The 20,648-nt window shown below is 64.4% G+C and carries 20 protein-coding genes and 1 pseudogene; 16 read left to right on the top strand and 5 right to left on the bottom strand.

Going from position 1 to position 20,648, the window contains the following annotated elements; translation table 11 throughout:
* Nucleotides 1–5 precede the first annotated feature (5 nt).
* From ALII_RS0106935 to ALII_RS0106900, 8 genes are read left to right on the top strand one after another with little or no spacing between them, the layout of a single operon-like run.
* A complete protein-coding gene (locus ALII_RS0106935) occupies nt 6–707 on the top strand; it encodes an ABC transporter ATP-binding protein (RefSeq protein ID WP_024586596.1) in 702 nt (233 codons plus the stop codon).
* A gap of 2 nt (nt 708–709) precedes the next feature.
* Nucleotides 710–1,987 carry a 3-isopropylmalate dehydratase large subunit gene (locus tag ALII_RS0106930; RefSeq protein ID WP_201767710.1) on the top strand — a complete coding sequence of 426 codons (1,278 nt, stop codon included), beginning with the start codon at nt 710–712 and terminating at the stop codon, nt 1,985–1,987.
* Nucleotides 1,984–2,487, top strand: coding sequence for a 3-isopropylmalate dehydratase (locus tag ALII_RS0106925; RefSeq protein ID WP_024586594.1), 504 nt, complete (start codon nt 1,984–1,986; stop codon nt 2,485–2,487). The genes ALII_RS0106930 and ALII_RS0106925 overlap by 4 nt, the downstream gene beginning before the upstream one ends.
* Nucleotides 2,484–3,362 carry an isocitrate lyase/phosphoenolpyruvate mutase family protein gene (locus tag ALII_RS0106920; protein ID WP_029660283.1) on the top strand — a complete coding sequence of 293 codons (879 nt, stop codon included), beginning with the start codon at nt 2,484–2,486 and terminating at the stop codon, nt 3,360–3,362. Before ALII_RS0106925 ends, ALII_RS0106920 begins: the two co-directional genes overlap by 4 nt.
* Nucleotides 3,355–5,046 (top strand): hydantoinase B/oxoprolinase family protein, encoded by a 1,692-nt coding sequence (locus ALII_RS0106915; RefSeq protein WP_024586592.1) that lies wholly within the window; start codon nt 3,355–3,357, stop codon nt 5,044–5,046. Before ALII_RS0106920 ends, ALII_RS0106915 begins: the two co-directional genes overlap by 8 nt.
* A complete protein-coding gene (locus ALII_RS0106910) occupies nt 5,043–7,097 on the top strand; it encodes a hydantoinase/oxoprolinase family protein (protein ID WP_024586591.1) in 2,055 nt (684 codons plus the stop codon). The genes ALII_RS0106915 and ALII_RS0106910 overlap by 4 nt, the downstream gene beginning before the upstream one ends.
* Entirely contained in the window at nt 7,097–7,711 is a 615-nt protein-coding gene (locus ALII_RS0106905; RefSeq protein ID WP_024586590.1) for a cysteine hydrolase, read from the top strand. Before ALII_RS0106910 ends, ALII_RS0106905 begins: the two co-directional genes overlap by 1 nt.
* The gene (locus ALII_RS0106900) at nt 7,708–9,099 is read left to right on the top strand and encodes an FAD-dependent oxidoreductase (protein WP_024586589.1); all 1,392 of its coding nucleotides are present in this window, start codon (nt 7,708–7,710) and stop codon (nt 9,097–9,099) included. The genes ALII_RS0106905 and ALII_RS0106900 overlap by 4 nt, the downstream gene beginning before the upstream one ends.
* 48 nt (nt 9,100–9,147) lie before the next feature.
* Here the strand turns inward: ALII_RS0106900 and ALII_RS0106895 are convergent, their stop codons facing one another.
* Nucleotides 9,148–9,903 carry an IclR family transcriptional regulator gene (locus tag ALII_RS0106895; RefSeq protein WP_051375793.1) on the bottom strand — a complete coding sequence of 252 codons (756 nt, stop codon included), beginning with the start codon at nt 9,901–9,903 and terminating at the stop codon, nt 9,148–9,150.
* A 141-nt stretch (nt 9,904–10,044) separates the two neighbouring features.
* Between ALII_RS0106895 and ALII_RS0106890 the strand changes: the two genes are divergently transcribed.
* The 4 genes from ALII_RS0106890 to ALII_RS0106875 all read left to right on the top strand — a co-directional run bounded on the left by ALII_RS0106890 (nt 10,045) and on the right by ALII_RS0106875 (nt 13,591).
* Nucleotides 10,045–10,503 carry a cupin domain-containing protein gene (locus ALII_RS0106890; protein ID WP_152529557.1) on the top strand — a complete coding sequence of 153 codons (459 nt, stop codon included), beginning with the start codon at nt 10,045–10,047 and terminating at the stop codon, nt 10,501–10,503.
* 70 nt (nt 10,504–10,573) lie between these two features.
* Nucleotides 10,574–11,692 (top strand): TRAP transporter substrate-binding protein DctP, encoded by a 1,119-nt coding sequence (gene dctP / locus ALII_RS0106885; RefSeq protein ID WP_035449459.1) that lies wholly within the window; start codon nt 10,574–10,576, stop codon nt 11,690–11,692.
* A gap of 49 nt (nt 11,693–11,741) precedes the next feature.
* Nucleotides 11,742–12,215, top strand: coding sequence for a TRAP transporter small permease (locus tag ALII_RS22665; protein WP_024586585.1), 474 nt, complete (start codon nt 11,742–11,744; stop codon nt 12,213–12,215).
* 2 nt (nt 12,216–12,217) lie between these two features.
* Nucleotides 12,218–13,591, top strand: a complete 1,374-nt coding sequence (locus ALII_RS0106875) for a TRAP transporter large permease (protein WP_024586584.1) — start codon at nt 12,218–12,220, stop codon at nt 13,589–13,591.
* A 66-nt stretch (nt 13,592–13,657) separates the two neighbouring features.
* Here ALII_RS0106875 and ALII_RS0106870 read toward each other — a convergent pair whose 3' ends face one another.
* On the bottom strand, nt 13,658–14,290 hold the full coding sequence (locus tag ALII_RS0106870; RefSeq protein ID WP_024586583.1) for a glutathione S-transferase N-terminal domain-containing protein: 633 nt from the start codon (nt 14,288–14,290) through the stop codon (nt 13,658–13,660).
* Nucleotides 14,291–14,332: 42 nt separating this feature from the next.
* The gene (locus ALII_RS0106865; protein ID WP_024586582.1) at nt 14,333–14,833 is read right to left on the bottom strand and encodes a MarR family transcriptional regulator; all 501 of its coding nucleotides are present in this window, start codon (nt 14,831–14,833) and stop codon (nt 14,333–14,335) included.
* 199 nt (nt 14,834–15,032) lie between these two features.
* Here ALII_RS0106865 and dctP (ALII_RS0106860) point away from each other — a divergent pair, with 199 nt between their 5' ends.
* From dctP (ALII_RS0106860) to ALII_RS0106845, 4 genes are all read left to right on the top strand, one after another.
* Nucleotides 15,033–16,022, top strand: coding sequence for a TRAP transporter substrate-binding protein DctP (dctP, locus tag ALII_RS0106860; RefSeq protein ID WP_081718917.1), 990 nt, complete (start codon nt 15,033–15,035; stop codon nt 16,020–16,022).
* A gap of 111 nt (nt 16,023–16,133) precedes the next feature.
* A complete protein-coding gene (locus tag ALII_RS0106855) occupies nt 16,134–16,577 on the top strand; it encodes a TRAP transporter small permease (RefSeq protein ID WP_161632247.1) in 444 nt (147 codons plus the stop codon).
* Nucleotides 16,574–17,887, top strand: coding sequence for a TRAP transporter large permease (locus ALII_RS0106850; protein WP_024586579.1), 1,314 nt, complete (start codon nt 16,574–16,576; stop codon nt 17,885–17,887). The genes ALII_RS0106855 and ALII_RS0106850 overlap by 4 nt, the downstream gene beginning before the upstream one ends.
* Before the next feature lie 36 nt (nt 17,888–17,923).
* Entirely contained in the window at nt 17,924–18,910 is a 987-nt protein-coding gene (locus ALII_RS0106845; protein WP_024586578.1) for a quinone oxidoreductase, read from the top strand.
* 32 nt (nt 18,911–18,942) lie between these two features.
* Here the strand turns inward: ALII_RS0106845 and iolB are convergent, their stop codons facing one another.
* Together iolB and iolE are read right to left on the bottom strand one after the other, a co-directional pair.
* Nucleotides 18,943–19,758 (bottom strand): 5-deoxy-glucuronate isomerase, encoded by an 816-nt coding sequence (gene iolB / locus ALII_RS0106840; RefSeq protein ID WP_024586577.1) that lies wholly within the window; start codon nt 19,756–19,758, stop codon nt 18,943–18,945.
* Nucleotides 19,758–20,643: pseudogene (gene iolE / locus ALII_RS21105) on the bottom strand (myo-inosose-2 dehydratase). Before iolE ends, iolB begins: the two are co-directional and overlap by 1 nt.
* Nucleotides 20,644–20,648 lie beyond the last annotated feature (5 nt).

The following is a 20,648-nucleotide window of genomic DNA, read 5'->3' as shown; positions in this document are numbered from 1 at the left end:
AGCCCATTCTCGAAGTCTCCGGCCTGCGCGCCGGTTATGGCGCCGTCGAGGTCCTGCGCGGCGTCGATCTCACCATCCGGCGCGGCGACATCGTCGCGCTGCTCGGCTCGAACGGCGTCGGCAAGACGACGTTCAACGCGGTGCTGTCCGGCCTCATCCGGCCATGGGCGGGCAAGGTCGCCTTCAAGGGCAGCGACATCACCGGCATCGGAGCGGCGAGCGTCGTCGACGCCGGCATGAGCCTAGTGCCCGAAGGCCGGCTGATCTTCCCGAACATGACGGTGAAGGAAAACCTGATCCTCGGCTCCTATCGCCGTGCGCGGGGCAATCGCGATGCCAATATCGATAAGATCGTCGCCATCTTCCCGCGCCTGAAGGAGCGGTTCGAGCAGAAGGCGGGTACGCTGTCGGGCGGCGAACAGCAGATGCTGGCGATCGGGCGGGGTATGATGGCCGAGCCGGAACTGCTGATTCTCGACGAACCGTCGCTCGGCCTTTCGCCGCTTCTGGTCGAGGAGATGTTCAATCTCATCCGCCGGCTGAACGAGGAAGGGCTGACGATCCTGCTCGTCGAGCAGAACGTCGCGCAGTCGCTGGAAATCGCGACCACCGGCTACGTGCTGGAAAACGGCGCGATCAGTCTCTCCGGCCCTGCCGCGACGCTGATGGATGATCCGAACCTCCAGCGCTCCTATCTGGGGATATGACCATGTCCCGCCCGACGACCCTTGCCGAAAAGATCATCGCCCGCGCCGCCGGACGTGCGAGCGTTACGCCGGGCGAGGTCGTGACGACGAAGGTCGACCTCGCGATGATCCACGATTCGGGTGGGCCGCGCCGGGTCGAGCCGATCCTGAAGCGGCTCGGTGTCGGGCTGTTCGACACGAAGAAGGTCGTGCTGATCTCCGATCACTACGTGCCCGGCGACACGGAGGAGGGCGCGGCCATCCTCGCCCTGACGCGGGCATGGGCGCAGGAAAAGGGCGTTTCCTTTTATGACGGCGAGGGCATCTGTCATGTCGTCCTGCCGGAGCGGGGACATTTGAAGCCGGGAATGCTGGTCGTCGGCGGCGACAGCCATTCGCCCACTGGCGGCGCCTTTGGTGCCTACATGTTCGGCGTCGGCGCGACCGAGATGGCGGGCGTGCTCGCGACCGGCGAAATCTGGCTGAAAGTGCCGGAGACGATCCGGATCGAATGGTCCGGCACGCTCGGCCCGCGCCTGATGGCCAAGGACATGATCCTCGCCATGTGCGGCAAGCTCGGCATGGATGGCGGGCGTTACCAGGCGATCGAATATGCCGGCGAAACGGTCCGCGTGCTGGAGATGCAGGAGCGCATGACCATGTCGAACATGGCGGCCGAACTCGGCGCCCAGGCCGGCCTGATCGCGCCCGACGAGACGACGACGCGCTGGCTTGCCGAGCATGGCGCGACCGATTTGCCGGAGGCGGCAGACTGGCAGAGCGACGAAGGCGCGACGGTTGCCGAAACGCATCGCTTCGACGCCTCGGCACTGGAACCGCAGGTCGCCGCGCCGCATTCGCCAGCGAATTCCGCAGGCATTTCCGACTACGAGCCGACCGGCATCGACGTCGCCTATATTGGCGCGTGCACCGGCGCGAAATATGTCGACCTGAAAGCCGCCGCCGACATCATCCGCGGCCACACATTGGCCAAAGGCGTCGAACTCCTCGTCGCGCCCTCGTCAAAGCGCGACCAGGAGCGCGCGGAGCGAGACGGCATCATGAAGGTGCTGGAGGATGCCGGCGCCAGGGTGCTGCCGAACGCCTGCGGCATCTGCGCCGGCTATGGCTCGGCGCGGCTCGGCGAGGACGTAACCTGCATCTCCACCACTGCGCGCAACTTCAAGGGCCGCATGGGCGCGAAGTCCTCGATGGTCTATCTCGGCTCGCCATACACGGTCGCAGCCTCCGCCATCACTGGGCGCATCGCGGACCCGCGCGAATTCGGGGACGCGGCATGAACCGGGCCTTCGTCTTCTGCAACGACATCGACACCGACGCGCTCGCCCCCGGCCAATATATGGGCGGCGGAATCGAGGTGCTGGCGCAGCACTGCCTCGAAGCCGTCGATCCCGACTTCGCATCGTCGGTGAAGCCGGGCGACGTCATCGTTGCAGGCAAAAATTTCGGTATGGGCTCGTCGCGCGAGCAGGCCGCGCAGGCGCTCAAGCATCTGGGCGTCGCCGGCATCGTCGCGCGATCCTTTGCCGGCATCTTCCAGCGCAATGCGATCAATCTCGGCCTGCCGGTTTTCGTCGGCGGCGATCAGATCGGCGGCATAGAGGCTGGCGACGACGTAGAACTGGACGTTCGCAACAGCCGGCTAACGACCTTAAGCGGGACGATCGAGCTGGAGCCTTTGCCTGATTTTCTGATCGAGATGATCGCCGATGGCGGATTGGTGCCGCATCTCGAAAAACGCTTCGCGCGCGAGCGCATGAACCGAGGAGAACAACAATGAAGCGCCTGAAAGCGCGCCTCGGCGACGAAGGCATAATCGTCGCACCCGGTGTCTATGACGGCCTTTCGGCGCTGATCGCAGAGCAGGCCGGCGCGGAAGCGATCTACCTGTCCGGCGCATCGCTTGCTTATACCCGCTTTGGCCGTCCCGATATCGGCCTCGTCTCGATGAGCGAGGTCGCGGATGCGGTCGCCGTCATCTGCGATCGCGTCGCACTGCCGCTGATCGTCGATGGCGACACCGGCTTCGGTAATGCGCTCAACGTGCAGCGCACGGTGCGCATGTTCGAGCGCATGGGCGCTGCGGCAATCCAGCTCGAAGACCAGACGATGCCCAAGCGTTGCGGGCATTTGAACGGCAAGTCGCTGATCTCCACCGGCGAGATGATGGGCAAGATCAAGGCCGCGACCGACGCTCGCGCGGCCGATGACTTCGTCGTCGTCGCCCGTACCGATGCCATCGGCGTCGAAGGGTTCGAGGCTGCTCTCGACCGGGCCGCTGCCTATGCCGAGGCCGGCGCGGACATGGTGTTCGTCGAGGCGCCGCGCTCGCTTGACGAGATGAAGCAGATCGTCGCGAGCCTTGGCGAGCGCGTGCCGTTGATGGCGAACATGGTCGAAGGCGGCAAGACGCCGCCGATGACGGCGACGGATCTCGAGGCGCTCGGCTTCTCGCTGGTCATCTTCCCCGGCGGCCTGACGCGCGCGGTGGCGAAGATCAGCCGCGCCTATTTCGACAGCCTGCTCAAATCGGGCTCCAACGCGCCGTTCCGCGACCAGATGTACGATTTTGCCGGCATCAACGATGTCGTCGGCACCGACGACCTGCTCGAAGCCGGCAATGCCTATGACGAAAAGAGGTTCACCCATGATTGATCCCGTCCTCCTGGCAATCCTGAAGGGCCGGTTGGAGCAGATCGCCGACGAGATGGACGCGACCCTGTTTCGCTCCGCGTTCAACCCGATCATCGCCGAGGCGCATGACGCCTCGCACGGCATCTACGATGCGAAGACCGGCGACACGCTGGTGCAGGGCAAGTCCGGCCTGCCGATCTTCGTCGGCGTCATGGCGTTTGCGGTGAAGGCCGTCATCGAGAAGGCGGCCAAGAGCGGCGGCCCGCAGGACGGCGACGTGTGGATATTCAACGATCCCTATGCTGGCGGTACGCATTTGTCGGACTTCCGTCTCGTGCGTCCGCTGTTCCGCAATGGCGAGGTCTTCTGCTACCTCGCTTCGGTCGGTCACTGGCATGATGTCGGGGGCAATGTGCCGGGCAATTACAATCCGGTCGCGACCGAAAGCTTCCAGGAAGGCATGCTCATTCCGCCGGTCAAGCTCTTCGATCGGGGTGAATTGCGTCAGGACGTGATCGACATCCTGTCGTCCAACTCCCGCCTGCCGAACTCGCTCTTCGGCGATCTGAACGGCCAGATCAACGCGCTCGACCTCGGCGTCAAGCGGATGACCGAACTCCTCTCCGACTATGGCGACGAGACGGTGTCGGGCGCGCTCGGCGAATTGAAGGCCCGCGCGGCAAAACTGATGCGCGCCGAGATCGACAAGCTGCCGCAGGGCTCGGTGTCGGCCGAGGACTATCTCGACAATGACGGCATCGTCGACGAGCCGCTGACGATCGCGCTCGATCTGACCATCGAGAATGGCCGCATGGTGATGGATTTCTCCCGCTCGTCGCTCGCCTGCGCCGGGCCGGTCAACATCTCGCGCGCAACGACGATCGCTGCCTGCTACGTCGCGCTGAAACATGTCTTCGGCGACGTGCCGGCCAATGCCGGCGTGCTGGAGCCCGTCGATTTCGTCATCCCCGAGGACAGTCTGTTGTCCGTCGTCGCACCCAAGCCCGTCGGCGGCTACACGGAGACGATCCTGCGTCTCATCGACGTGGTCTTCCAGGCGATCGCGAAGATCGCGCCGGAACGCTCCAACGGCTGCGCCTATGGCACGATCAATGCGTTGTCGCTCGCCGGCTATCGCGGCGCCGATAAAAAGCGCTGGGTGATGTTCTCCTTCTTCGGCGGCGGCCATGGCGGCCATCCGGAAGGCGATGGGCTGAACCACGGCAACGCGCCGATCTCGACCGCGACCATCCCGCCGCTCGAAATCCTCGAAGCCGCCTATCCGGTGATGTTCACGCAATGGGCGCTGCGGCTGGATTCAGGCGGGGCGGGGAAGAGCCGCGGTGGTCTCGGCGCGGTTTACGAACTCGAACTTCTGGAAGAGAGCGCCGATGTCTTCCTGTTCGGCGAGCGCGGGCGCTTTGCGCCGAAGGGTGTTGCGGGTGGCGGCGATTCCGTTCTGAACAGCTTTTCCTATGGGCAGGCCGACGGCGACCACCACCCGCCCATGGCGTCCAAGATGGTCGGCATTAAACTGAAGCGCGGCCAGAAGGTACGGCTGGAGACGCCCGGCGGCGGAGGGTACGGCCCGGCTTCCGAGCGCGACCCGGCCCGGATCGAGCGCGACATCGCACTTGGATATGTCTCGGCCGATGCCGCCGAACGTGACTACGGCCATGGCTTGAAGAAGGATGCCGCGGCATGAGCGAGAAACGCTATGTGATCGGCGTCGATGTCGGCGGGACCTTTACCGACATCTTCGTCTACGACCAGATCGACCATACCGTCCAGACGACCAAGATCCCGTCGACGCGCGGCGACCAGTCGAAGGGTTTCGCCGAAGGGATCGGCCGCATCGTCGCCGATTTCTCCGAGATCGCGACCGTCGTCCATGGTACCACGGTCGGCACCAACGCGCTTCTGGAGCGCAAGGGCGCGAAGACCGGCATCATCACCACGCGCGGCTTTCGCGACGTGCTCGAGATGCGCCGGCGCGACCGGCCTTCGACCTGGGGCCTGTGGGGGCAGTACACGCCGGTCATCAGCCGCGAGCATCGCCTCGAAGTGAGCGAGCGCGTGCTCGCCGACGGCACGGTGCGCGAGGCCGTCAACGACGACGAGGTTCGCGCGCAGGCCGAGATGCTGAAGGCGGCAGGCTGCGATGCGGTCTGCGTCTTCTTCGTCAATGGCTATGCGAACGACGCCAATGAGCGGCAAGCCGTCGAGGCCGTGCGCGCAATCTGGCCGAACGGCTATGTGACGGCGGCAACCGAGATCGTGCCGGAAATCCGCGAATTCGAGCGGCTGTCGACCGCGGCGCTCAATGCCTATCTCCAGCCGGTCGTCTCGTCCTATCTCGACCGTCTGGAAAAGACGCTGAAAGAGCGTGGCTTTGCCGGTGACATCCTGATCGTCCAGTCGAATGGCGGCGTGATGGCGATCGACACCGCCAAGCGCTTTCCTGTCCGCACGGCATTGTCGGGCCCGGCGGCGGGTGTCATGGCCGCTCAGGCGATTGCAAAAGCCGCAGGCTTTCCGAACGTGATCACCTGCGACATGGGCGGCACGTCCTTCGACGTTTCGCTGGTCGCGGACGGCGAGAGCGCGCTTGCCGCGCAGACCGCGATCGATTTCGGCCTCGTCGTCCGCACGCCGATGATCGAGATTTCTACCATCGGTGCCGGCGGCGGTTCGATCGCCGGCATCGACAATGGCGGCATCCTGCAGGTCGGCCCGGAATCGGCGGGCTCCGATCCGGGTCCCGTCTGCTACGGGCTCGGCAACGACCGCCCGACGGTCACCGACGCCAATGTCGTGCTCGGCCGCATCAATGCCGACCGCCCGATCGGCGGCAAGCTGGCGCGGCTCGACGTGGATGCCGCACGGCGTGCGATCGAGACCCATGTCGCAGGCCCGCTCGGCCTCTCCGTCGAGGAAGCGGCCGAGGCGATTCTCAAGATCGCCAATGCCAAGATGGCGGGCGCGATCCGGCTCGTCTCGATCGAGCGCGGACATGATCCCGCCGACTTCGCCGCCATGCCGTTCGGCGGCGGCGGGGCGCTGCACACCGGCGCACTGATCAAGGAAGTGGGCTTGAAGTCAGCGCTCGTACCGCGCTTTCCGGGTGTCACATCTGCGCTCGGCTGCGTCGTCGCGGATATGCGCCATGACCGCGTTCAGACCGTCAATCGCCTGCTCGACGGGCTGGACGCCGCATCGCTCGGCGCGGAGATGAAGAAGGTCAGCGACGAAACCGCCGAACTTTTGAAGGCAGCCGGCGTCTCCTTCGAGCGCGTCGACCGCATCTTCGAACTCGACATGCTCTATCTCGGCCAGACGCACACCGTTTCCGTCCCGCTCGCCATGCCCGCGGGCGATCTGACGGTCGATGCGATCCGCGATGCGTTCGAGGCGGCTTACCGATCGGCCTTCGGTCGTCTGCTCGCCGGCATCCCGATGCGCGTCATGAACTACCGCGTCGCGGTCGTCGGGCGCCGTCCTGCCTTCGACATGGGTGCCTTTGCGCCGGTCACCGACAAAACGGCAGAACAGTGCCGGACCGGCAGCCGCAAGGTCTATGCCGAAGGCGCCTGGCACGACACGCCGCTCTATGACCGGCTCGCTCTGCCGGTCGGCGCCAAGATTGCCGGCCCTGCGATCCTGGAGCAGGCCGACACGACGATCTTCGTCGACCCGGGCCTCGAGGGCGTCGTGGACGGCTTCGGTAACGTCGTCATTTCGCGGGCGCAAACATAATGGCGGCGGGACCGATCGACGCCACGAAGACCGCGCTGCTGATCGTCGATCTGCAGAACGATTTTCTCGATCCCGAGGGCGCCTATGGCCGAGCCGGCCAGTCGGCGGAAATGATCGCCGAACTGCCCGCGCGACTGAAGCCGTTTGCCGATGCGTTGCGCGCGAAGGGCGGCTTCATCCTCTCCACGCAGTTCACGCTGGTGCCGGGGCGCGGCGGCGAGCCGATGATCTCGCCGCATCTGAAGGAATTGCGCCCGTTCCTGAAGAAGGGCGACTTTCAGCCGGGCGCCTGGGGACATCAACTCGTCGACAGGCTCCAGCCGGCCGATTTCGTGGTCGAGAAGGTCGCCTATTCGGCCTTCTTTCAGTCGCGCATGGAATTCGTGCTGAAGAAGGCGGGCATCGAAACGCTGTTCGTCTGCGGGATCGTCACCAATGGCGGCGTCGCCTCCACCGTGCGTGACGCGCATGTGCGCGACTTCCGCACCTTCGTCCTGTCCGATGGCTGCGGCGCATTCTCGCAAGAAACGCACGACAACGCGATCCGTGACCTGTCGACCGTGACGAAGGCGATCACCGTCGCAGAGGCGATCGCGATGGTCGAGGGCGCATGAGCGCCGTCCTGCCCGCATCTGCGATGCAGGCCGACGCCGAGGTCGACGTCGCGATCATCGGCGCGGGCGCGTGCGGGCTCGTTGCCGCCCTGCGCGCGGTCGAGGCGGGCGCGGACGTGCTGGTGCTGGAACGAGACGTTAAGCCGACGGGCTCGACGTCGATGTCGTCCGGCTTCATTCCCGCGTCGGCGACGCGTTTCCAGCGCGCGATCGGCACCGAGGACGACACGCCCGCGCGCTTTGCCGCCGACATTCAGGCGAAGACGAAGAACCGGGCCGATCCCGGCCTCGTCGCGAGCGTGTCGGAGGCGATCGGCCCCGCGCTCGAATGGCTGGCTGACAGCCACGGTCTCGAATGGATCGTGCTCGACGATTTCCTCTATCCCGGCCATTCCTGCCATCGCATGCACGCGGTGCCTGAAAAGACCGGCGCGGCGCTGCTTCAAAGGCTCGCGACGGCGGCCGAGGCTGCCGGCGTCATGGTGGCGACGGGTGCGCATGTCACCGGATTGTTCACCGACGAAGAACGCATTCGCGGCGTGCGGATTACACGCACCGATGGCAGCGAAGAACACCTTGCCTGCAAGTCGCTGATCCTCGCCTGCAACGGCTATGGCGGCAATGCCGATCTCGTCGCCCGGCACATCCCCGAACTCGACGGCGCCCACTACTACGGCCATGCCGGAAACCAGGGCGATGCCGTGCTGTGGGGGCAGGCGCTGGGCGCGGACATCCGCGACCTTTCCGGCTACCAGGGCCACGGCTCGCTCGCCCATCCGCACCAGATCCTGATTTCGTGGGCGCTGATGATGGAAGGCGGTATCCAGGTGAACGCTGCCGGACAGCGGTTCTCGAACGAGCATGCGGGATATTCCGAGCAGGCGGTCAAGGTTCTCGCTCAGCCGTCGCGCTTCGCCTGGAACGTGTATGACCAGCGAATCCACGAATTTGCTCAGGCCTTTCCCGACTATCGCGATGCGATGGAGGCCGGCGCGATCCGCCGTGCTGACAGCCTGGACGAGCTTGCGCGGCAGATTGACGTCGACCCGCGCGCGCTCTCCGACACGCTGCGCGCGACGGCGGCGCTTCAGGCCGGGGAGGGCGTGGACGAATTCGGTCGCGATTTCACCGCAACGCCGGCGCTCAAAGCGCCCCTTCATGCCGTGAAGGTCACCGGCGCGCTTTTTCATACGCAGGGCGGGCTGATGGTCGATGGCGAGGCGCATGTCCTGTCCAACTCGGGCCGGGCGTTTCCCAACCTCTTCGCCGGCGGCGGAGCGGCATGCGGCGTTTCGGGACCCGATGTGTCGGGATACCTTTCGGGCAACGGCCTGCTCACGGCCATCGCGCTCGGCTATATTGCTGGCCACAACTCCGTCGGCCGCTAGGGTCTCTCTCTGCGTGTCGGCAATCGTCCGCTCGAGTTGGAGGATCGCCTACATGGTGGCGTTGATTTCCGCGAGCTTGTCACGCAGGTCGTCGAGGCTCTGGACGTAGGTCTCGCGCATCGCATCCAGGCGCAGGAGGGGACCGGCGATCCCGATCGCGTAGGCCTCTCCGCCGAACTTCACGGCCACGGCAATGCCCATGACATCTTCGACCGTTTCCCCGCGCGACAGGAAATAGCCGCGCTCCCTGCCTTCCGCGATGTCGGCCTCTAGGCTCGGGCGATCGGTGATCGTCGAGGGGGTGACGGCGACGAGGGTCATCCGGTCAAGCGCCGCTTCGAACTCCTTGCGCCCGAGCAAGGACAGAACAGCCTTGCCGATCGCGCTGGTATGGGCCGGCCGCTGGTCTCCGGGAGATGCGGCGTAGCGGATAGTGTGCGTACCGTCGACCACGTCGAGATAAAGTGCACTGTCGTCCTGGAGCTTGCCGATGATCGCCGTCTCGCCGGTCGCAGCGCTCAATTCCTCCGCGACGGCCACGATCCGGCGAAGCGGCTGATCGCCGCGTGCGATGCGCTCGGCCAGTTCGGTCAGGCGCCGTGTCGGATAAAAGCGCTTCGGGCTGTCGAGACGATAGATGTACCCGCGCTGATGCAACGTCTTCACGAGTGAGTGGCAACTCGAGATCGGAACCGCGATCTCCTGCGCGATCTCGGTCAGCGACATGGGGATGCACCGGCCGCCGAAAGCTTCCATCAGGTCGAGGACCCTTGCGGCGCCCTTCATGGGGTCTTTGTCAGCCATCGGCGCGATCCTTTCCTTTGCGTAAGCACAGATTGCAAAGGCGCAAATTTTCTGCTACAAGAATACTTATTCGATATACCGAAAATATGGCTTTGGCAAGCTGCCTTTCGAATTCGTCGGCAGTGGAGGTTGGGGGAGCAGGTGACGGTCAAGGCACTCAGGCAAATTGCAAAGGAACCCGTCGCCATCGATCCGGAGGAGGTCGAAACGCTCGTGTGTGAATGGGCGACGCTGAAACTGCTCGCGTCGCCGGACAACGGAACGAGCGAGACGATGTCGGCCGTGACGCTCTATTTCCTGCCGGGGCAGGGCCATGCGCGGCACCGGCACGAAGCGTCCGAGCAACTGATATTCATGGTCGCCGGCAAGGCGGAGATGACGATCGAATATGAAGAGGGGAAGCCGCGCACGCGCTTGATCGGCGCCGGCGAACTCGTCGTCATACCCAAGGGTGCCTTCCATTCGACCTTCAACGTTGGATGGGAGCCGGTCAGAATCCTGGCCGTCTATTCGCCCGCCGGCCCGGAGGCGGCGATGCTTGCGTCGGAGGAATTCAGGCTGCTGCCTCCCGGCGAAATCTCGCAGACTGTGCGTTCGTGAATTCTGGCAGCGGGGCGCTGCCCGATCCAGAAAAAAGCCCGAAGGGCTCAACAACCAAGGGAACAGAATGATGGCCGCATTTCATGACTCCCGATCGACTGCCCGCCTTTTCCTTGCAGCCTCGGCGCTCGCCGCCGCGACCCTGCTCGGCATGCCCACGCTTGCGGTTTCGCAGGAGAGCGTGACCATCCGGCTGACAAGTCCCGTGCCGCGCGGCCCGGCCCATGTCGAGGCCATCCAGTGGTGGGCGGACGAAGTCGCCAAGCGCTCGGAAGATCGCGTCAAGTTCCAGACCTTCTATGCCGGGTCGCTGATGGGCGCGCTCGAGACATTGCCGGCGACGCGGGACGGTCGCGTCGGCGGAGGCTACATGTCGCCCGGATATTGGCCCGCCGATCTGCCGCTCTGGTCGGTCGATTCCATTCCGTTCGTGACCGACGATCCCCATGCGATGATGCTGACGTTCTACGATCTGTCGAAGAACAACGAGAGCATGCGCAAGGAATTGGAGGCGGCGGGCATCAAGCTCATGTTCATGGTGCCGGTCACGCCGGCAGTATCCGGGGTGCGCGAGCCGGTGACGGCGCTGAAGGATCTCGACGGCAAGCGCCTTCGCGTGCTCGGCTATGTCGCGAGAGCCTTCCAGACGATCGGCGTCCAGCCGGTCTCGATCGATCCCGGCCAGCAATATGAGGCCATACAGCGCGGAGCCCTCGACGGTTTCGGCAGCCTCGTCTTCGATGCGATCCCGTATTTCAAGCTGCATGAGGTAGCACCGAGCCTCTATTACACCGGCATCGGAATGTATTCCTCGGTCGGCGTCGGCATCAGTCTCGAGCTTTGGAACGGGATTCCCGAGGATCTTCAGAACATCATGACCGAGGTCGCCGAAGAATACATGTTCGAGCGCGAGCCTGCGGCGCTCATGGCCTATGAAGATGAGGCCTGCACCAAGCTGCTCGACGCCAAGGCGACCGTCACGCTCGCGCCGGATACCGAGGTCGAAGCGTGGAAGGCCGAGGTGGGCGACACGATCAAGGATGCCTGGCGAGCGACCGTCCTCGAGCGGGGCGTGGCGGCGGAAGTCGTGGACGCTTTCTATGCCGACTACACGGCGACGCTCGCGAAATACGAGGCGGACTCGAAATACGAGCTCGGCGTCGCGAAATGCGCGGCGCGAAGCGACTGAATACGCCATCAATCGGCGAAACTGGCACGGAGGACGCGACGTGAGACGCATGATCGACGTGCTTTCGAAGATTGGTGCGCTCGTCGCGGGCGCACTGATCATGGGGCTGATTGCGCTGACCGTGGCCGATGTGGCTTGGCGCAATCTTGGCGGTCATTCGATCCCCGGCGTTTACGAATATTCCGAAGTCATCCTCGTCGCGATCGTCTTCCTGAGCCTTGCCTGGACGCAGAAGGCCGACGCGCATGTGTCGATCGACCTCGTCACACGAGCTTTGCCTGCCCGCATCGATCGCATCGTGCGTGGCCTCGGAGTTGCCGTCGCACTCGTCGTGCTGGCCTGGATGACGGTCGCCAGCATCGAGGCTGCCGGTGAATCATGGACGACGGGCGAGTATCGCATCGGGCTTTCGGAGGTCCCGGTCTGGCCCGCGCGCTTTGCCGTGGCGCTCGGACTATGCGCGCTTGTCCTCCAACTCGCTATCGGGCTGCTGGACATTTTGAAGCGACCAGGAGGACGGTGATCGTGGACTCAACTGCGGCATTGGTCGTCGCCCTCGCCACGCTGTTCGGTCTTCTTGCCGCGCGGGTTCCCGTGGCCTTCGCGCTGCTTGCGGCCGGAACGGCGGGCATCTGTCTCTTCGACGGCCCCGGTCCTGCGGACAGCACGCTTGCGCGGCTTCCTTATGAATCGCCGGCGCGGTACGTCCTGATCGTCATTCCGTTCTTCGTCGCCATGGGCATCTTCGCCAAGAACGGACGCCTCGCCCTTGACGCCTACAATCTGGCCAGTCGTGGGTTGCGTGCCGTCCCGGGAGGGCTCGCCATCGCGACGGTCGCATCCTGCGCGCTCTTCGCGGCCGTCTCGGGATCGAGCGTCGCGACCATCGCCGCCCTGGGTCCGACGGCCATGCGCGAGATGCAGCGTCACGGCTACAACTCGACGTTGGCCGCCGGCGTGGTGGGTGCTTCAGGCACGTTGGGCGTTCTCATTCCGCCATCCATCGCAATCGTCCTCTATGGGATCATCACCAATACCTCGATCGGTCCGCTACTGATCGCGGGCATCATTCCCGGCATTCTCACCGCGCTCGTCTATGCGCTCGGCGTCGTCGCCGCCTGCCTCTACGACCCGCGGCTGGCGGGAAGGGGCGCGCGCGACGGCCAGGCTCCGCGATCGCTCGGCGCAGCGGCGGTCCTGCCGGAGCCTGTGCCGGCACCGCAAGCCGTCGCGAGCAATGCCTGGTCGAGCATCCTGCGCGTTGGCTTTCTGTTCGGCGTCGTCATGGGCGGCATTTATTCGGGCATCGTCACCGCCACAGAGGCAGGGGCGATCGGCGCGGTTGTCGCGCTTTCGATGATGTTGCACGACAGCCTTCGAGCGGGCGGGGTCAGGCAGGCCGTTTCCGATACCGCCGCATCGGTCATGGAATCGGTCTCGCTGACATCGATGACGTTCATGTTGCTGATCGGCTCGGCCGTCTTCACCTATTTCCTCGTTTCGGCAGGCGTACCGGCGGACTTCACCGCCTGGATGCTTTCCTTCGACGTGGCGCCGTGGATGGTGGTCGCGCTCCTGCTTCTCGCCTTCGTGCCGCTGGGCATGTTCCTCGATCCGATTTCAATGCTTCTCATCGGCGTCCCGCTGGCATTCCCGGTCGTCATCGGCCTCGGCTACAATCCACTCTGGTTCGGAATCCTGGTCGTGAAAATGGTCGAGGTCGGCCTGATCACCCCGCCCTTCGGCCTTAACGCCTTCGTCGTCTCGGGCGTTTCGGGCATTCCCGTCGAACGCGCCTTCGCCGGCGTCATGTGGTTCCTGCCCCTCGAAATCATCGTGATCGTTTTGATCTTCTGTTTCCCCGAAATCGTGACCTGGCTGCCGGGGCAGATGGGGTAGGCGATGAAAAGCGGCGCTCGGCATTCCGGCAGGATCGAGCTTGCAGACGGCGCGGCGCTCGCTCGATCAGACGACGGGATCGGAAAAGTGCTGGGCGCGCGGCGTGGTTTGGCGAAAGGACGGGCGGGTCTCCATCCGGTCGCTGTAGCCGACAAGGTGCGGGTACTTTTCGCGCCAGCCCAGTTCCGGAAAACGGATGTCGAGAAACCGCAGCAGCGTTCCTGCCGCAATGTCGGCGAGGCCGAACGCGTTCCCGACGGCCCATTCGCGCGTGCCAACAAGACGCGCGACCTCGTTCAGCCCGCCATCCACCTTGCGACGCTGGCGCGCGAGCCAAGGGTGGCTTCTAAAGGCTTCCGGCCGTTTGAGTTCCCAGAAGAGGAGAATGATCGCGTCGCAAATCCCGTCGCAAAGAACTTCGACCCGCCGTGCCGCAATGATGCCGCCGACGCCGGTCGGAAGAAGGCGCGGTCGGGGATGCGTCAGTTCGAGATATTGCAGGATCAGGCTGGATTCATAGATGCTGGTGCCGTCATCCAGGATCAGCACCGGCAATTTCTCCAGGGGATTGTAGCGCGGCGTCGAGGTGGAGGCGTCCCAAGGCACCTCGGTAACGAGGTCGAAGGGCAAGCCCTTCTCGATCAAAGCGATCCGAACTTTTCTGGCATAGGGGCTTGGGGTGGCGCTCAGGAGTTTCATCGACCCGGACCTTTTCTGGAAATTGCTGCTGCGCGACTGTGGTCAGTTCGCTGTCTGGCGACCGCCCTTGCTGCGAAACCGCTTCAGCGATGGCGGCAATTCGGGCTCTTCCCAGGCAGGAATGTTGAGCCCGACCTTCAGCAGGAGCTGGTCGAGGCGGTTGCGCTCCGAGGGCGTGAGGACGTCGAGCATCCGGCTTTGTCGCTGCTCCAGAAGCGGCGTCAGTTCCGCGTAGGCCTCCCGTCCGAATTCCGTCAGGTGGAGTTCGATCAGCCGCGAGTCGGTCCGGCTCTGACGGCGCACGATCAGGCCGCTTTCCTCCAACTGGCCCACCGCCACGCTGATGCTGTTCTTCGGCCGGCTGCTGATCGCCACGATGTCCTGAGCGGTGATGCCCGGGAAATGCGCCAGACACAGCAGGATGTTGTACTGCGCCCGGCTGACCCCGGTGGCCTGCTCGAGAGCCCGGAAGAAGGGAACCGAATAGAAGTTCGCGAGCGAATTCAGCCGCCACGCCGTCGTGATCACGTGCTCATGCAGCATCCTCTCGCGCAGCGTCGTTTCATGCGAATCCGGCGCCGCCTTCTGCCGGGTCGTTCGGTGGTGTCATCGGTTGTGCGCTCCTTGCCGAAATTCGTGCGAATTAACAATGAAAACGGTTCAAAATTGGACTTTACATGGTTCCATATTGAACTTAACCTAACGTCAGTTTTTGGCAAGACCGAAACCTTGGGAGACCATCATGCGAGACGTATCGAGGCTGCTCCGTGCGGCCGGGTCCTTTGCGTGCCTATCGCTTGCGACTGTTGCATCCTCGAACGCGGACGCGCGCGAGTTGCGGGTCGTCTCGGGTTGGGCGACCAATTACGCCTTCACGGAGCACATCTTGAAGCCGTTCATGGCGGAGGTCGAAAAAGCCACGAATGGCGAGATCACCTTCGTTCTCAGCGGGCCGGACACGGTCGCTACCTTCGAGCAGTTCCAGCCGATGCAGGCGGGCGTATTCGACGTTCTGTTCACGCATCCCTCCTACCACGCCGGCACGACGACACTGGGTATGAGCATCGACGCGACCGCGGCGGACCCGGCAGGCCGGCGCGAGGCGGGCGTGTTCGACTTCATCGCGGACCACTATAGGACCAATCTCCAGGTTGAACTCGTCGGTGCACCCCCGATCGGCTCGGACGGCTTCCGTATCTTCCTCAAATCGCCGATCGAAGGCGAACCGGGCTCGACGGCAGGAAGATTCGCGGCACCGCCTCGCACCAGTCGCTCGTCCGGATCGCCGGTCAACATGCCCGGCGGCGAAGTCTACACCAGCCTCCAGCGCGGGGTCATCGACGGCGCCATCTGGACCACGACCGGCGTCGTCGAATTCAAGCTCAACGAAGTGGCGGACTACTATTCGGAACCAGCCTTTGGACAGGTCGGTGCACTGATCTTCTTCAACGGCGCGACCTGGGCCAGCCTCGACGACGATCAGCGCACCGCGATCACCGCAGCAGCCAAGGCGATCGAATTGCAGTCCGTCACTGTGTTCGACCGGCTGGGCGCCGACGAACTGGCGGAACTTCAGAAGCTTGGCATGGAAAAGGCGGACTTTTCTGAAGCCGAGGGCGCGGCGCTGGACAAGTACTGGGCCGAAAGCGTCTGGGAGGCGGCTTCCGCGCAGGCGGCGGAACCCGTCGCGGAACTGCGCGCGCTTGCCGCCAAGGCGGGGCTCGCGGAGTAGGTGCGACCGGGCGCGACCAGGCACTTACAAAGCGACGCGCCGGCGTGGCTCCGCGTTCTTTGCCGCGGCCTGGACATGGTGTCGACGGCAGGGCTTTGCGCGGCGGCGGCATTGCTCGCCATCATCGTGGTCTCGACCTGCTCCGATGTCGTGCTGCGCTACTTTGCAAATCGTCCCACCGAGTGGGTATCCGACTCGGTGGGGTTCTTCCTGTGCGCGGCGATCTTCCTTGCGATCCCGGAGCTCGCGCGCAGGCAGGGCCACGTCGCGATCACGATCCTGAGCGAGTACCTGTCCGTTGGGGCCAACAGAGTGCTCAATGCCGGGATCGCGATCGCGGCGTCGGCTGCCTGTCTCGTGGCGGCATGGATCACCGGCATGGAGACGCTGCGCCAGTTTGCCAACGGCATCTATACGGTCGGCACGTTCACCGTGCCCAAATGGTGGATTTCCGCGTTCATCGTGGCCGGGTTCGCGCTGACGGGGCTGCAGTTCCTGCGCCAGGCTTTCGCCGGGCCGGCAGCGCCGGTGCCGACATCGGGTGACATCCGATGAGCGGCTGGGAAATTCCACTGGCGGTCTTCCTGGCCTCTCTGCTCGCCTTGCTGGCTTTGGGGGTGCCGGTCTTCGTTGCCTTCATGGTCGTGAACCTCGTCGGCGTCTTATATCTTCTGGGGCCGGCGGGTTTCGGCCTGTTTGCAAACAGCGTGTTCGAGACCGCGACGGCTCACAGCCTGATCACGATCCCCCTTTTCATCCTCCTGGGCGAAATCCTGTTTCGCTCCGGCAGCGTGCAGGTGCTTTTCCGCAGCGTGGACAGGCTGGTCGGCCGGATGCCGGGTCGCCTCTATTTTCTGGTGGTGGCACTGTCGACGCTGTTCGGCGCGCTTTCCGGATCGGCGGTCGCCGTGGCGGCGATGCTGGGTCGCTCAGTTCTGCCCGACATGCTGCGCAGGAACTACGACCCGAAGCTTTCGGCGATGGTGATCATGGCCGGCGCCAGTCTCGCGCCGATCATCCCGCCCAGCCTCTTCGTCATCGTCATCGGCTCGCTGGTGTTCGACGTGTCGATAGCCGGCCTTCTGATCGCGGGCATCGGTCCCGGCCTGCTGCTCGCCATGCTGATCTCGCTCTATCTGGCGGTTTCGATCGCGCGGCGGCGCCACCTGGCGCCGCTGAGCGAGCCGGACCTGCCGCGCGCGACGCTGCTCGAGGCTTTGATGGCGATCGTCCAGATGCTGCCGTTCGGGATCATCATCCTTTCGGTTCTGGGCCTGATTCTGCTCGGCGTCGCGACCCCCACGGAAGCGGCTGCGACCGGGGTCGTCGGCGCGATCATCACCGCAGCGATGTACCGTCAGCTTTCGTGGCGCGTCATCACCGAATCGCTTTTGTCGACGGCCAATCTGAGCGCGATGATCCTCATCATTCTGGCTTCTTCGAAGCTGTTCAGCCAGCTTCTGGCGTTCATGGGCGCAACGGGCGGGCTGGTCGCACTCGTCACAGGCCTCGACCTGCCGCCCTGGCAGATATTCCTGCTGCTGATGGTGCTGCCGCTCGTTCTGTGCATGTTTATCGATCAGATCGCATTCATGCTGTTGGCGATCCCGCTCTATGTTCCCATCGTCAAGGCCTACGGCTTCGATCCGACATGGTTCTGGACGATGTTCCTGATCAATCTGACGATCGGCAGCGTCACGCCGCCTTTCGGCTACACGCTGTTTGCACTGAAAGGCGCATCCGATGAACTGTCCCTCAAGCAGGTCTTTGCGGCATCCGGGCCGGTCGTGGTCATCTTCCTGTTCGGGATGGCGATCCTCTGGGCCTTTCCGGCCATCATCACCTGGCTGCCGCGCTATCTTTGAGGCGACTTTCATGGCCCGCTCCGGGCGGCCATTTTCATGACGGCGCAGGCAATCGTTCTGCGTGCGCATGGCGATGCGGATAGGCTTGCGGTCGAGACGATCGACGTTCCGCATGCGGGTCCAGGTGAAATCCGCATCAGGCAGACGGCGATCGGCGTCAATTTTCACGACGTCTACGTGCGCAATGGCAGCTACCGGACGCTGCCCTTGCCGGGCATCCCGGGCATCGAGGCCGTCGGGGTCATCGAAGAGGTCGGGGCGGGCGTCGTCGGCCACGCAGTCGGAGATCGCGTCGGATACGTCACGGGCACCTATGGGGCATATGCCGGGATGCGTGTCCTGCCGGCCGACCTCGCCATCCCGATACCCGCAGCCTTCGACGATCGCCAGGCTGCTTCGCTTCTGCTGAAAGGCATGACGGCGCAAATGCTCTTGCGGCAGGTTCATCGCATACGCGCCGGCGAGACGATCCTCGTCCATGCCGCTGCCGGAGGCGTCGGACGGCTCCTGTGCCAGTGGGCGTCGCGCCTGGGCGCAACGGTCATCGGCACGGTCGGCGGCGACGAGAAGGCACGCATCGCTGAAGCCGCCGGATGCCACCACACGGTTCTCTATAGGGACACCGATTTCGTTCCCGCCGTCATGGAACTGACCGCAGGCGCAGGCGTCGACGTCGCCTATGATTCAGTCGGCAAGGACACATTCGATGGTTCGCTCGCTGTCCTCGGCCCGCTAGGTCACCTGGTCAATTTCGGCCAGGCCTCCGGCCCGGTTCCGCCCTTCGAGGTGAGCCGGCTTGCCGCCCGCTCGAATTCGCTGACGCGGCCGATCATCTTCCACTATCTCGCCGATCCCGCCCGCCGCAACGCCATGGCCGTCGATCTCTTCACCGCGCTCGAGGCAGGAATCCTGTCGGCGCCCGACTGCGAGACCTTCCCGCTCAGCCACGCCGCGGACGCGCACCGCCGACTGGAATCGCGCCTGGCCGGCGGTGCGGTCGTTCTCGTTCCGGAAGGCGGATAGGCAAATGACCGACCAGTGATTGTCGGCCGCGGTCACGTGGACGGGGTGTCGCGTTGCGCGATCCAGTCATGGTCGGGGTGGTTTTCGAACCGCCATTTGCGCAACGGCCCGGCCATGACGTTGAGATAGTACATCTCATAGCCGTACGGCGCGCCGCAGGGGTGGTGGCCCTTCGGCACCAGAACGAGATCGCCGTCTTCCACCGTCATGGTTTCGTCCAGCGAGCGGTCTTCGGTGAAGACGCGCTGGAAGCCGAAGCCCTGTGGCGGGTCTAGGCGGTGATAGTATGTCTCCTCCAGATAGGTCATGCGTGGGAAATCGTCCTCGTCATGCCTATGCGGCGGATAGGACGACCAGTTGCCGGCGGGCGTGAAGACTTCGGTGACGAGCAGCCTGTCCGCCACGTCGCGCTCTTCCATCGCGATCGGGTGGATGAAGCGCGTATTGGCGTCCTTGCCGCGCGTGACCTTGTCGATGCCGGCCGGGCCGATGATCCGTGCCGGCCTGCCGCCATTCGATGGCGCCGAACAGACGGCAAGGGTGAGCGCCGTGGTCGCAACGGCTGTCCATGGCGTTTCGGGAGGGACGTAGAGGCAATGCGGCGGCGTCTTATCGAAGACGCTCAGCCGCTCGCCCATCTCGCCGAAATCCTTGCCGGCGGCCTCGATCCGCGCCTTGCCCTCGACGATGACGAGGATCGCCTCTCGTCCCTCCAGAAGGCCATGAACGGTCTCGCCCGCCTCCAGCCGGTGCAGGTCGAAGCCGACATAGGACCAACCTGCATCCTGCGGCGTGAGCCGATGGACGTGGCCGTGATCGCCGCTTGGCTTTCGCAGGAGATTGGGCATCACGCTCCTCCCGCCGTGTCGAGACCGGCATCACGCGCCATCTTCCGCAGCGCCTTGAGGCCCATCGACTGATAATGGACGGGATCGCGCTGGTCCGGGTCCTGCTCGGCCTCGATGACCAGCCAGCCTGAATAATCGTGGCGCGCTGCGGTTTCCAGAACCGGCGTGAAATCGACGCCGCTCTCCGTATCGCCCGGAACCGTGAAGACGCCCGCGCGCACGCCGTCGAGGAATGAGAGGCGTTCGGTGCGAACTCTCTCCATGATCTCGGGCCGAACATTCTTGCAGTGAATGTGGCCGACGCGGTGGATGTATCGGACCGCAAGGTCCGCCGGATCGGCGCCGCCGAAATAGGCATGGCCCGTGTCGAGCAGGAGCCGGGTCGCAGGTCCCGTCGCATTCATGAAGGCATCGATCTCCGGCCCGGTCTCGACGACCGTCCCCATATGGTGGTGATAGACGAGTGGTAGGCCCTCGCTGGCGGTAAAGGCGGCGAATTGCTCCATATTCTCGCCGAAACGCTTCATGTCGTCCTCGTCGAGGACCGGACTTTCGGCCAGGGGTGTGGCGTTTGCGCCGTGAATGGCATTCGATGTTTCGGCCGCGATGAAGATTTTNGAGATGGTCGCGGGCGGCGGCGATCTCGGCCTCCACGCTGCGTGTCAGAAGATGGGTGGAGTACCAGCCGCCGACGAAGCGCAGGCCATGCGCGCCGAGCGTCGCTTTCAGCGCGTCGCCCTCATCGGGCATCTTGTGCCCCTTCTCGATGCCGTCGAAACCGATCGCAGCCGCCTGCTTGAGGCATGTTTCGAGCGAGATAGCGGCGCCGAGCGAACGGTCGTCATCGTTCGACCAGGCGATCGGGTTGGTTCCATAGAGGATCATGCGTG

It is taken from the genome of Aliihoeflea sp. 2WW (assembly GCF_000497755.1).
Classification (GTDB): Bacteria; Pseudomonadota; Alphaproteobacteria; order Rhizobiales; family Rhizobiaceae; genus Aliihoeflea.
This window is presented reverse-complemented; position numbering and strand designations above follow the sequence as displayed.

Coding starts and splice junctions, on each gene's coding strand:
- ALII_RS0106930 (WP_201767710.1), top strand. CDS start 710: ATGTCCCGCCCGACGACCCTTGCCGAAAAGATCATCGCCCGCGCCGCC.
- ALII_RS0106925 (WP_024586594.1), top strand. CDS start 1,984: ATGAACCGGGCCTTCGTCTTCTGCAACGACATCGACACCGACGCGCTC.
- ALII_RS0106920 (WP_029660283.1), top strand. CDS start 2,484: ATGAAGCGCCTGAAAGCGCGCCTCGGCGACGAAGGCATAATCGTCGCA.
- ALII_RS0106915 (WP_024586592.1), top strand. CDS start 3,355: ATGATTGATCCCGTCCTCCTGGCAATCCTGAAGGGCCGGTTGGAGCAG.
- ALII_RS0106910 (WP_024586591.1), top strand. CDS start 5,043: ATGAGCGAGAAACGCTATGTGATCGGCGTCGATGTCGGCGGGACCTTT.
- ALII_RS0106905 (WP_024586590.1), top strand. CDS start 7,097: ATGGCGGCGGGACCGATCGACGCCACGAAGACCGCGCTGCTGATCGTC.
- ALII_RS0106900 (WP_024586589.1), top strand. CDS start 7,708: ATGAGCGCCGTCCTGCCCGCATCTGCGATGCAGGCCGACGCCGAGGTC.
- ALII_RS0106895 (WP_051375793.1), bottom strand. CDS start 9,903: ATGGCTGACAAAGACCCCATGAAGGGCGCCGCAAGGGTCCTCGACCTG.
- dctP (WP_035449459.1), top strand. CDS start 10,574: ATGGCCGCATTTCATGACTCCCGATCGACTGCCCGCCTTTTCCTTGCA.
- ALII_RS22665 (WP_024586585.1), top strand. CDS start 11,742: ATGATCGACGTGCTTTCGAAGATTGGTGCGCTCGTCGCGGGCGCACTG.
- ALII_RS0106870 (WP_024586583.1), bottom strand. CDS start 14,290: ATGAAACTCCTGAGCGCCACCCCAAGCCCCTATGCCAGAAAAGTTCGG.
- ALII_RS0106865 (WP_024586582.1), bottom strand. CDS start 14,833: ATGCTGCATGAGCACGTGATCACGACGGCGTGGCGGCTGAATTCGCTC.
- dctP (WP_081718917.1), top strand. CDS start 15,033: ATGCGAGACGTATCGAGGCTGCTCCGTGCGGCCGGGTCCTTTGCGTGC.
- ALII_RS0106850 (WP_024586579.1), top strand. CDS start 16,574: ATGAGCGGCTGGGAAATTCCACTGGCGGTCTTCCTGGCCTCTCTGCTC.
- ALII_RS0106845 (WP_024586578.1), top strand. CDS start 17,924: ATGACGGCGCAGGCAATCGTTCTGCGTGCGCATGGCGATGCGGATAGG.
- iolB (WP_024586577.1), bottom strand. CDS start 19,758: ATGCCCAATCTCCTGCGAAAGCCAAGCGGCGATCACGGCCACGTCCAT.